Raw genomic sequence first — 11,012 nt, 5'->3', positions numbered from 1 at the left:
GGCCAGGGCGGCGGCGCCCGCGGCGAGGCCGACGCAGAGGCCGAGCACGGGCAGGGAAGGGCGCATCGCGCTCACTCCGCGGCGACGGCGAGGGGCCGCGCGGCCGTCGCCTGGACGTAGCGATGGATCTGGGCGGCGGCGTCGCGGCCGTCGCGGATCGCCCAGACGACGAGCGAGGCGCCGCGCACGATGTCGCCGGCGGCGAACACGCCGGCGAGCGAGGTCATCATCGTGCGGTGGTCGATCTTCAGCGTGCCCCAGCGCGTGCGCGCGAGGTCGGGCTCGCCGAACATCGCCGGCAGGTCCTCGGGATCGAAGCCGAGCGCCTTGATGACGAGATCGGCCTCGAGGGTGAAGGAGGAGCCGGGGATCGGCTCGACCTGCTGGCGGCCGGTGGCGTCGGGCAGGCCGAGATGCATGCGCACCGCGCGCACCGCGCGCACCCGGCCGTCGCCGAGGAACGCCTCCGGCGCCGCGAGCCAGACGAACTCCACGCCCTCCTCCTCGGCATGCTTCACCTCGCGCATCGAGCCCGGCATGTTCGCGCGGTCGCGGCGGTAGAGGCACTGCACCGAACGGGCGCCCTGGCGGATGGCGGTGCGCACGCAGTCCATCGCCGTGTCGCCGCCGCCGATCACCACCACGCGCTTGCCGGCCGCGTCCAGCGTGCCGTCGTCGAAGGCTGCGACGCGGTCGCCGAGCCCCTTGCGGTTGGAGGCGGTGAGGTAGTCGAGTGCGGGCACGATGCCGGCCAGTCCCGCGCCCGGACCGCCGATCTCGCGCGGCTTGTAGACGCCCGTGGCGATCAGCACCGCGTCGTGGCGCGCGCGCAGCTCGTCGAGCCCGACATCCCGGCCGACCGCGCAGTTCTGGTGGAAGACGATGCCGGCGGCGGCGAACTGCTCCGAACGGCGCAGCACCACCGGCTTCTCGAGCTTGAAGTTGGGAATGCCGTAGATCAGCAGCCCGCCGGCACGGTCGTAGCGGTCGTAGATGTGCACGGCGTAGCCCTTGCGGCGCAGCCATTCGGCCGCGGCCATGCCGGCCGGCCCGGCGCCGACGATGCCGACGCTGAAGGGAAGCTCGTGCCGGGGCTTCGGGGGCACGATCCAGCCGCGCTCCCAGGCGGTATCCGTGATGTACTTCTCGACCGCGCCGATGGTGACGCTGTCGTAGCCCTTCTCGATGACGCAGTTGCCCTCGCAGAGCCGGTCCTGCGGGCAGACGCGGCCGCAGATCTCGGGGAAGGTGTTGGTGGCCGCGGCGACCTCGTAGGCCTCCTCGAGCCGACCCTCGGCGGTCAGCTTCAGCCAGTCGGGGATGTTGTTGCCGAGCGGGCAGTGGACCTGGCAGAAGGGGACGCCGCACTGGCTGCACCGCGCGGCCTGCTCGGCGGCCCGTTCGGCCGAGAAGGCGCGGTAGATCTCGTCCCAGTCGCGGCGTCGCGCGGCGGCGTCACGCTTGTCGGGCGTGCGCTGGGGGACGGAGACGAATTTCAGCATCCGCTCGGCCATGGCGTTCCCTGAGATGTCCGCTGGGCATCCCGGCACCGGCCCGCGTGACGAGGGGGGTTATACGCGCGACCGTGCTGTCTGGCGAGGCGGAATCGCCCGACTAGGTCCGAATCGGATCGAAAAAAGGGCCTTTCCCACGTCGGGCTGGCCTCTCTGCCCTCTCCCTTCGGATCGTCGGCAGAGGAAGGTCCGGAGCGGACCCTTCAGGCCGCGGCCACACGCGAGGTGCCGCGGCGCCGGAACCGTGCCAGATAGCCGGGCACGATCGCCTCCAGGGCCTTGGGGCGGATACCGAGCTCGGCGAGCGTGAGCGCCCCCGGCGCCACCACATTGTCGCGCTGCAGCAGCAGAAGCTGGTCGCGCGTGAGCGGCGGGTTCGGCAGCAGTTCGAACAGCCGCGCCTGCAGCCGGCCGACCGACCAGGGCAGCGGCAGCAGCAGGCGCCGCCGTCCCGTCACCTCAAGGATGTAGGCCAGCAGTTCGCGGAAGCGGTACACGCGCGGCCCGCCGAGCTCGTAGGTCCGCCCTGCCGCCTCCGGACGGTCGAGCGCCGCCATCACCGCATCGGCCACGTCGCCGACATGGACCGGCTGGAACCTGGTCTCGCCGCCGCCGTAGAGCGGCAGGGCGGGCAGGAACTGGGCGAGGGCGGCGAAGCGGTTGAAGAACCCGTCCTCGGGCCCGAACACGATCGAGGGGCGCAGGATGGTCGCGCCCGGGAAGGCGGCGCGCACGGCCTCCTCCCCCTCCGCCTTGCTGCGCGCATAGGCGGATGGGCTCGCGGGATCGGCACCGATCGCCGAGAGGTGCACCACGGCGCGCGCGCCGGCCGCCGCCGCGGCGCGACCGATCCGCCCCGGCGCCTCGCCCTGGATCGCCTTGAACGTCGCCGTGCGGGTCTCGTGCAGGATGCCGACCAGATTCACCACGACCTCCGCGCCCGACACCACCGCGGCGACGCCCGCATCGTCGGTCACCGAGACGCCCACCGGCACGATCTGGCCCGGGACGCCCATCGGCTTCAGGAACAGCGCGGCCTCCGGGTCGCGCACCGCGGCGCGCACGACATGGCCGCGCTCCGCGAGGCGCTTGACCACGTAGCGCCCGATGAAGCCCGATCCGCCGAATACCGTTGCGACCTTGCGTCCGCCCGCCTGCATCGCCCGCTCCCGCCGTGCTGGTTGCGCCCCTGCATTAGGGGCTGGCGAGACGCGCCACAAGCGCGCGGCGGCGTTGACGGGCCCCGTGGCGGGCGCTAATCCTCCGCGCCTCGCCGCGCCCGATGCCCAGGTGGCGGAATTGGTAGACGCGCAGGTTTCAGGTACCTGTGGCCGCAAGGCCGTGGAAGTTCGAGTCTTCTCCTGGGCACCAAGCGGCCGGCGCGTGCATCGGCCGCGAGGGGCTGCGGCCGTGTGCGGCCGCAAGCGTCGGCCGCGCCGCCGCGGAAGCCGGCCACGCGAGGGCTGAGGGACGGGGCCGGCCGAGTCGCCCGGTGCCCGCGGCTCGCGTCCGGCCCGTTCAATCCCCCGTCTGGATCCGCTCGACGAGCTGCTTCACCGTCGGGATGAACCCGTTCGAGTAGAACGGATCGGTCGCGAAGCGGTAGGCGTTGTGGCCCGAGAACATCAGGTTCCGGTCCACGTCCTCGCCGTGCGCGATGTCCTGCAGCGTCTTCTGGATGCAGAAGCTGCGCGGATCGGCCTTCTTGCCGGTCGAGTAGTCGGGCCCGTGCTGCGCCCAGTTCGAGAACCGGCATGCGCTCAGGCAGCCCATGCACTCGATCTGGTCGCGCCGGATCTCGGCCGCCTTCTCGGGGGTGACGAAGATCAGCGTGCCGTCGGGCGTGCGCATCGCCTCGGTGAAGCCGGCCGCGGTCCAGGCGCGTGCGCGCGCGGCATCCTTCGGCGTCAGGTAGACGAGCCGCCCGCGCGGCCCGGTGGGGAAGCCTTCCGTGTGCTCGCCCATCGCCTCGGCGGTGTAGGCGACCTGGCGCTCGTTCCGCTCGCGCAGCTCGTTGATGAAGCCGTTGTTGACCGCCGAGGAGTAGAACCCGGTCGGCGAGAAGCGGTTGAGGAAGACGTCGCCCTTCTTCAGCGTCAGGAGACGGCGCTTCCAGGCATCCGAGATCGGACTCTCCTTGGTGAGCAGCGGGCGGGTGCCGAACTGGAACGCCACCGGGCCGATCTCGGGGTTGTCGAGCCAGTCCTCCCACTCGCGCAGGCACCACACCCCGCCCGCCATCACCACCGGCGTGTCGTTGAGGCCGAACTCGTTCATGGTCCGGCGCAGCGCGACCACGCGCGGATAGGGAGGCTCGGGCTTCTCCGGGTTCTCGCTGTTCGAGAGCCCGTTATGTCCGCCGGCGAGCCACGGGTCCTCGTACACCACGCCGCCCAGCCACTCGCGCGTCTTGTGGTAGGCGCGCTTCCAGAGGGCGTTGAAGGCGCGCGCCGAGGAGACGATCGGGTAGTAGTAGACCCGGAAGCGCGCGGCGATGTCGGACAGGCGATAGGGCATGCCGGCGCCGCAGGTGATGCCGTGGATCAGGCCCTTCGCCCCCTCCAGGATGCCGGTGATGACGCGCTCGGCCCCGCCCATCTCCCAGAGGATGTTGGCGTGGATGCGCCCCCGGCCGCCCGACATCTCGTAGGCCGTGCGCGCCTGCTGGATGCCGCCCTGGATGCCGAAGGCGACCAGCTCCTCGTGGCGTTCGCGCCGCGTCCTGCCCTCGTAGACCTGCCGCACCAGCCGCCCGTCCGGCGTGTAGCTGTCGGCGTTCACGGCCGAGAACGTGCCGATCCCGCCCGAGGCCGCCCAGGCGCCCGACGAGATCCCGTTCGAGATCGAGATTCCCTTGCCGCCCTCGATCAGCGGCAGGACCTCCGCTCCGCTCATGCGGATCGCATTCAGCGCCTTCACGGCACCTCCCGTCCGGCGTCGTTCATTCCGACGTCACGCCCAGCATGGGTTGCAGTATAGGTCAGAGGGGCGGGCGCCGATGCAAGCCCCCGCCCGTGCGCGCCCCGCTACTGGGCCGCCGGCGCCTCGGCCTCGGCCTTCTCGTCGCGCCGGCGCCCGCCCTTCGGCCCGACCTTGTCGGTGATGTCCTCGCCGGTCTGCTGATCGACCACGCGCATGGAGAGCTTCACCTTGCCGCGCTCGTCGAAGCCGATCACCTTCACCTTCACGGCGTCGCCCACGTTCACGACATCGGTGGTCTTCGCCACTCGGCCCTGGGCGAGCTCGCTGATGTGCACGAGCCCGTCGCGCGAGCCGAGGAAGTTCACGAAGGCGCCGAAATCCGCCGTCTTCACCACCTTGCCGTCGTAGATCACGCCGAGCTCGGGCTCGGCGACGATGCCACGGATCCAGTCGATCGCGGCCTTGGCGGCGCGCTCGTCGGTCGCGGCCACCTTGATCGTGCCGTCGTCCTCGATGTCGATCTTGGTGCCGGTCACCTCGGTGATCTCGCGGATCACCTTGCCGCCCGAGCCGATCACGTCGCGGATCTTGTCGCGCGGGATGTGGATCACGGTGATGCGCGGGGCGTTCTGGCTGACGCTCTCGCGCGGCCGGTTCAGCCCCTTCGCCATCTCGCCCAGGATGTGCATCCGTCCCTCGCGCGCCTGGTCGAGCGCGATCTTCATGATCTCGGGCGTGATCGAGGTGATCTTCAGGTCCATCTGCAGCGAGGTGACGCCCTTCTCGGTGCCGGCCACCTTGAAGTCCATGTCGCCGAGATGGTCCTCGTCGCCGAGGATGTCCGAGAGCACCGCGAAGCCGCGCTCCTCCTTGATCAGCCCCATGGCGATGCCGGCCACGGGCCGCGGCAGCGGCACGCCCGCGTCCATCAGCGCGAGCGAGGATCCGCACACGGTCGCCATCGAGGACGAGCCGTTGCTCTCGGTGATCTCGCTCACCACGCGCAGCGTGTAGGGGAACTGCTCCTTGGTCGGCAGGAGCGGGCGGAGCGCGCGCCAGGCGAGCTTGCCGTGGCCGATCTCGCGCCGTCCCGGCGAGCCCATGCGCCCGGTCTCGCCCACCGAAAAGGGCGGGAAGTTGTAGTGCAGCAGGAACCGCTCGCGATACTCGCCCTCGAGCGCATCGATGATCTGCTCGTCGTCCCCGGTCCCGAGCGTGGCCACGCAGAGCGCCTGGGTCTCGCCGCGGGTGAACAGCGCGCTGCCGTGCGTGCGCGGCAGCAGCCCCACCTCGACATAGATCGGCCGCACCGTCTTCGTGTCGCGGCCGTCGATGCGCAGGCCGGTGTCGAGGATCGCGTTGCGCACGATGTCGGCCTCGAGCGCCTTGAGGAGCTCCTTCGCCTTGCCGGCATCGAGCCCCTCGGCGGTCACCGCCTCGATCGCGGCCTGCTTCGCCGCCGCCACCTTCTCGTGGCGCGCCTGCTTCACCGTCTCCCGGTACGCCTCGGCGAGCGGGCCGCGCGCCAGCGCCTCGAGGCGCGCCTTCAAGGTCGCGACCGTGGCGTCCTCCTCGGGCAGCGGCCAGGGGTCCTTCGCCGCCACCTCGGCGAGCTGGATGATCGCCTCGATCACCGGCTGCATCGCCTGGTGGCCGAAGGTGACGGCGCCGAGCATCACCTCCTCGGAGAGCTCCTTCGCCTCGCTCTCGACCATCAGCACGCCCTCGCTGGTGCCGGCGACCACTAGGTCGAGCGCGGTCTCCTTCATCTGCTCGGCGGTCGGGTTCAGCACGTAGGCGCCGTCGATGTAGCCGACGCGCGCGCCGGCGATGGGCCCGAGGAAGGGGATCCCGGAGAGGGTGAGCGCCGCCGAGCAGCCGATCATCGCGACGATGTCGGGATCGTTCGTGAGGTCGTGCGACAGCACGGTGGCGATCACCTGGACCTCGTTGCGGAATCCGTCCGGGAAGAGGGGGCGGATCGGCCGGTCGATCAGCCGGCTGGTCAGCACCTCCTTCTCGGTCGGACGGCCCTCGCGCTTGAAGAACCCGCCCGGGATCTTGCCCGCGGCGAAGGTCTTCTCCTGGTAGTGCACGGTGAGGGGGAAGAAGTCCTGCCCGGGCTTGGCCTGCTTCACGCCAACCGCGGTGCAGAGCACCACCGTGTCGCCGTAGCGGGCGACCACCGCGCCGTCGGCCTGGCGCGCCATCTTGCCGGTCTCGAGGACGAGCGTGCGCCCGCCCCAGGTCAGCTCCTTGCGGAAGAACTGGAACATTCGGTCTTCATCTCCATCGCGCGAGCTTGCGGCGGAGCATGCGTCGGGCGACGGCGCCGCCCGTGCGGGGGCAACGGCGTCTCGGGCGGCATGGAGGGGGGCGTGACGCGGCGTGCCGCGTGCCCCGGGCGCCATGTGGCCGGAAACGCCGTCCTTGCACCGTGACGGTCGGGTCGCGACGCCCGGGCGGGAACGTCCCGCCGCGCGCTCGCTGGTGCCCGCGCGCCCTCGCGGCGCGCGCAGCGGGATTGCCGCGCGCCCCCATGGCGCGCGGAAGGCTGGGCAGGGATGGCCGGCTTGGCCAAGGGGGTCCTGCCCCGGTGGGGCCCGCCTAGCGACGCAGCCCCAGGCGCCTGATCAGCGCCTCGTAGCGCGCCGCGTCCTTCCTCTTCATGTAGTCGAGAAGGCGGCGACGCTGGCCGACCAGCATCAGGAGGCCGCGGCGCGAATGGAAGTCCTTCGCATGCGCCTTCAGATGCTCGGTCAGGTTCCTGATCCGCTCCGAGAGGATCGCGACCTGCACCTCGGGCGAGCCCGTGTCGCCTGGATGGGTCGCGAATTCCCGGATCAGCGCCGTGCGGCGCTCGGCCGTGATCGACATCGTGCTGGTCCTTCGTCCTGGCCGTTGCGTTGCCCTCGCCGCAAGGAGGTGTCATCTCGACGGATCCCTCCGGCGTTCGGGGTCTCGGGGCGCCCTTTCAGGCCGTGGCGGCGAGCATGCGCACCGGGTGCAGCATTCCCCCCTCCAGGCGGCCGATCGCGAGCGCCTTGCCTCCCGCCATCACGCGGACGATCCCGCCATCGGGATCGGCCTCGGGCGGAACCCGGCCGAGGAACGCGACAAGCGAGAGCGCCTGCCCGCTCGACAGCCGTGAAGCCTCGCCCCCGGTCAGGGCCAGCGCCGGGATGTCGGCCAGCGCGGTCTCGACCGGGAGGAGAGGGCTTGAGGCAGCGTCCTCTTGCCCCATCGCAACGGCGCTGTCCAGGGAAACCGCCATCGCCTCGGCGAAGGGGCCGACCCGCAGCCGACGCAGGGCGGCGACATGGCCGACCGTTCCGAGGGCCCCGGCGAGGTCGCGCGCGAGGCTGCGCATGTAGACGCCCTTGCCGGAGACCACCCGGAACACCGCCGTATCGGCGTCCGGCCGCGCCTCGAGCGTGAACGCGTCCACCCGCGCCGGCCGCGGCGCGAGCTCGACCGCCTCGCCCGCGCGCGCGAGGTCGTAGGCCCGCTCGCCCGCCACCTTGATCGCCGAGAACCGGGGCGGCACCTGCAGGATGTCGCCGAGGAAGCCCGCCAGCGCCGCGCGGATCTCCGCATCGGTGGGCCGCACCTCCGAGGTCGCCGTCACCACGCCATCCGCGTCGTCCGTGTCGCGCGCCTCGCCGAACCGGAGCGTGAACCGGTACTCCTTGGTGCCGTCCAGCACATAGGGCACCGTCTTGGTGGCCTGGCCGAAGGCGACCGGCAGCACGCCCGTCGCCAGCGGATCGAGCGTGCCGCCATGGCCGACCTTCTGCGCCTGGAAGGCGCGCTTCAGGCGGTTCACCACGTCGGTCGAGGTGAGTCCGGCCGGCTTGTCGATCACCAGCCAGCCATCGATCTTCCGCCCGCGGCGGCGTCTGTCCATGTACCCAGTGTCCCCGATCGCTCTCTCACCGACGTCGTGTACGATGGCGCTGCCTGCCTGGGATCGACAATGCGGATCGGGCAGGGCGGGAATGACCTTCGCGCATCGGGCCGGCGATCCCCGGCTCGATTGTCTGGCCTGTGGTCGTCTCGGGTCGCTGGTCGTGGCGCCTAGAATAGCGTCCAGAAGAGAGCATATCGGATGTTTCTTGTCTCTCGTTGTATCGACGTTGTAGCCAAACGCCTGGGCCCCAAGGCGGAGTTCAGACTCCGGCTATTTCGGGCTCGCAGATACCGAGCCGGCGAACTCGAATGGCATCTGCTCGATCTGCTCTGCGATCGCGCTCGCATCGCCATCGACATCGGCGCAAATCGGGGCATGTTTGCGGGGCGGCTCGCATACTTGTGTCGCGAAGTCCACGCATTTGAACCGCTTCCGGCACTTGCCGCCGCGCTGCGCGGAAATTTGCCATCGAACGTAACGGTTCACGACTCGGCTCTCTCAGATAGGGCGGGCACTGCGATTCTGAAAGTTCCGGCAACGAAATCAGCGGTGTGCGATGGACTGTCATCAATAGAGTCTAAAAACAATGCAGCAAAACTAATCGGTGCTGCCGATGGATTGCGCATAGATGATATAGACATAAAAAACCGCGACTCTAGACAGTATCAATTTGCGTGATGTGGGCTTCATCAGGATCGATGTCGAGGGTCATGAAGAGGCCGTCCTTAAGGGCGGATATAGGACCATTTCCGAATCAAGGCCGGTTTGTCTTGTAGAGTCACAGAAGGCGACAAATCCGTCTGCCCCGCACAATGTGTTCAGGTTCTTTGCGTCTCTGGGATATGAGGGTGGTTCCTGGTCGGCTCGAATCTTCTTCCTGTGTCGCAATTCGACATTTCCGAACACCAGGATTGGAACAACAGGCATAAGCTCTACGTCAACAACTTCCTGTTCTTCCCAGGGCCGTTGCATCAGCCCGGCCGTGATCGACTTGAGCGGCGTGCCAGGGCCGTCCTGCGGCGGCGAGGCGTCTGAACGGATTGGAGGCGCAGCAACGTCATACCCGGAGCACAAGGGTTTGACCTTTGTGCGGAGGGTATGGCGCGCGGGGCTCAAGGGGCGGCCGCGCGCAAAACCAAGGCCTGATGCCCGGCCGGCAAAGGTCGAACCGTTGTCGGCCAGGTATCAGTCGCCCTCGCCGCCCTCCCGCCGGCAGGCGTCGGAGGCTCGATCAAGATCCCGCTGCACCGCGGGTGAATGGAACAGCGCCTCCACCCGCGCCGCGGCCTCGATCGACGTGTCCGCGCGGAAGGCGAGATCGGGGGCGTATTTGGTGCGCACCGCCTTCGCCACCTGGCCACGGAGGAACGGGGTGGCACGCTTCAGCGCTGCCAGCAGCGGGGCCGCGTCGCCGCCGCCCAAGGGCGTGACGAACACCGTCATGTGCCTGAGATCGGGCGAGGCACGGACCTCCGTCACCGTCACATGGGCCGAGGCGAGGGCAGGGTCGCGGAAGTCGCCGCGCTCGAAGATCAGCGCAAGGGCATGACGGACCTCTTCGCCGACGCGGAGCTGACGCTGGGAGGGAGGCTTCATGGCGATATCCTTTCGGGGGCTCCGCCCCCCTTTACCCCCGGCAGGGCTCCGCCCTGCACCCGCCAAGGGCCATTGGCCCTTGGAACCCTTGAACGAAGAGGAGCTGATGGTGGGCGCGGTAGGGATTGAACCTACGACCCCTGCCGTGTGAAGGCAGTGCTCTCCCGCTGAGCTACACGCCCATCCGAAGCGCGCGCTATAGGGCGCGCCGCGCCAGCGCGTCAAGCGACCGACCGGCTTGTCCGCCTGATGCCGCGGGCCTACCTCGCAGGTCATGCGCAGCCTCGCCGTCACGGCCCTGCTGCTCATCGGCTCCGCCGCCCACGCCGCGACGGTGGAGGCGCACTACGTCGCCCGCGTCGCCGGCGTGCGGGTCATGACCGTCGATGTCCGGGCCGCGATCGGCCCCGACCACTACCAGGTCGCCGCGCGGGCGCGCTCCGTCGGCCTTGCCGCCCTCGCCACGCGCTTCGACCAGACCGCCAGCGCCGAGGGCCGCTTGGCGCGCGAGACCGTCCGCCCGATCCTGTTCCGCGCCGAAGGCGACTGGCAGGGCCAGCACCGCCGCGTCGAACTGCTGCTCGCCGACACCCCGCCGCGCATCGCCCTCGACCCGCCGGATTTGCCCGAACGCGAGCCCGTCCCGCCCGCCATGGCGCAGGGCGGCATCGACACCCTGACCGCGCTGGTCGTGCTCTCGCGCCAGGTCGCGCAGCGCGGCGCGGCGGGCTGCAGCCTCGACGTCACCGTGTTCGACGGGCGGCGGCTGAACCGCTTCACCCTCCGTCCGGACGGCGAGGGCGCGGTCCCCGGCCGGTCCGACCTCGCCGCCGTGCGCTGCCGTGTCGAAGGCCGCCAGCTCGCCGGGTTCTGGCGCGGCTGGGACCGCGACCAGGCGGCGCGGCCGCAGTCGGGCACGGTCTGGATCGCCGCCCCGCTGCCCGACGCGCCGCCCATGCCGGTGCGGCTCGAGATGGGAATCGACTGGCTCGGCACGCTCGTGCTGACCCTCGATCACGCGAGGCCGGCCCCGCTCGGTGCGCTCGCCGCCCGTTGACACGGCCGCGGCT

9 protein-coding genes, 2 tRNA genes and 1 pseudogene are annotated in these 11,012 nt (G+C 70.4%); 4 read left to right on the top strand and 8 right to left on the bottom strand.

Features of this window, described 5'->3' with window-relative positions; genetic code table 11:
* Positions 1-71 precede the first annotated feature (71 nt).
* Both FK498_RS02315 and FK498_RS02310 read right to left on the bottom strand, forming a co-directional pair.
* Positions 72-1,514: an NAD(P)-dependent oxidoreductase gene (locus FK498_RS02315; protein ID WP_141851200.1), complete on the bottom strand. Its 1,443-nt coding sequence runs from the start codon at positions 1,512-1,514 to the stop codon at positions 72-74.
* Positions 1,515-1,717: 203 nt separating this feature from the next.
* Positions 1,718-2,674 carry a complex I NDUFA9 subunit family protein gene (locus tag FK498_RS02310; RefSeq protein WP_141851199.1) on the bottom strand — a complete coding sequence of 319 codons (957 nt, stop codon included), beginning with the start codon at positions 2,672-2,674 and terminating at the stop codon, positions 1,718-1,720.
* Positions 2,675-2,798: 124 nt separating this feature from the next.
* On the opposite strand from FK498_RS02310, the gene FK498_RS02305 reads away from it, so the two are divergent.
* Positions 2,799-2,885: transfer RNA gene (locus FK498_RS02305), tRNA-Leu, on the top strand.
* Positions 2,886-3,032: 147 nt separating this feature from the next.
* Here the strand turns inward: FK498_RS02305 and FK498_RS02300 are convergent.
* The 4 genes from FK498_RS02300 to truB form a co-directional block, all read right to left on the bottom strand.
* Positions 3,033-4,433, bottom strand: a complete 1,401-nt coding sequence (locus FK498_RS02300; RefSeq protein WP_141851198.1) for a nitronate monooxygenase family protein — start codon at positions 4,431-4,433, stop codon at positions 3,033-3,035.
* Between the two features lie 107 nt (positions 4,434-4,540).
* Complete coding sequence (pnp, locus tag FK498_RS02295; protein WP_141851197.1) at positions 4,541-6,712, bottom strand: polyribonucleotide nucleotidyltransferase; 2,172 nt, start codon at positions 6,710-6,712, stop codon at positions 4,541-4,543.
* Between the two features lie 331 nt (positions 6,713-7,043).
* Entirely contained in the window at positions 7,044-7,313 is a 270-nt protein-coding gene (gene rpsO / locus FK498_RS02290; protein ID WP_141851196.1) for a 30S ribosomal protein S15, read from the bottom strand.
* Positions 7,314-7,410: 97 nt separating this feature from the next.
* The gene (truB, locus tag FK498_RS02285) at positions 7,411-8,343 is read right to left on the bottom strand and encodes a tRNA pseudouridine(55) synthase TruB (protein ID WP_141851195.1); all 933 of its coding nucleotides are present in this window, start codon (positions 8,341-8,343) and stop codon (positions 7,411-7,413) included.
* Between the two features lie 201 nt (positions 8,344-8,544).
* Here truB and FK498_RS02280 point away from each other — a divergent pair, with 201 nt between their 5' ends.
* Positions 8,545-9,024: an FkbM family methyltransferase gene (locus FK498_RS02280; RefSeq protein WP_141851194.1), complete on the top strand. Its 480-nt coding sequence runs from the start codon at positions 8,545-8,547 to the stop codon at positions 9,022-9,024.
* Position 9,025: 1 nt separating this feature from the next.
* Positions 9,026-9,133, top strand: a pseudogene (locus FK498_RS20170) (FkbM family methyltransferase); the annotation flags it as partial.
* A 398-nt stretch (positions 9,134-9,531) separates the two neighbouring features.
* Here the strand turns inward: FK498_RS20170 and rbfA are convergent.
* Both rbfA and FK498_RS02265 read right to left on the bottom strand, forming a co-directional pair.
* On the bottom strand, positions 9,532-9,942 hold the full coding sequence (gene rbfA / locus FK498_RS02270) for a 30S ribosome-binding factor RbfA (protein ID WP_141851193.1): 411 nt from the start codon (positions 9,940-9,942) through the stop codon (positions 9,532-9,534).
* Between the two features lie 107 nt (positions 9,943-10,049).
* A tRNA-Val gene (locus FK498_RS02265) sits at positions 10,050-10,124 on the bottom strand.
* A 92-nt stretch (positions 10,125-10,216) separates the two neighbouring features.
* Here FK498_RS02265 and FK498_RS02260 point away from each other — a divergent pair.
* Positions 10,217-10,999 (top strand): DUF3108 domain-containing protein, encoded by a 783-nt coding sequence (locus tag FK498_RS02260; protein ID WP_141851192.1) that lies wholly within the window; start codon positions 10,217-10,219, stop codon positions 10,997-10,999.
* Positions 11,000-11,012: the final 13 nt, after the last annotated feature.

It is taken from the genome of Elioraea sp. Yellowstone (assembly GCF_006704265.1).
GTDB lineage: Bacteria > Pseudomonadota > Alphaproteobacteria > Acetobacterales > Acetobacteraceae > Elioraea.
The sequence above is the reverse complement of the archived record's forward strand: the minus strand, read 5'-3'. Positions and strand labels throughout refer to the sequence as shown.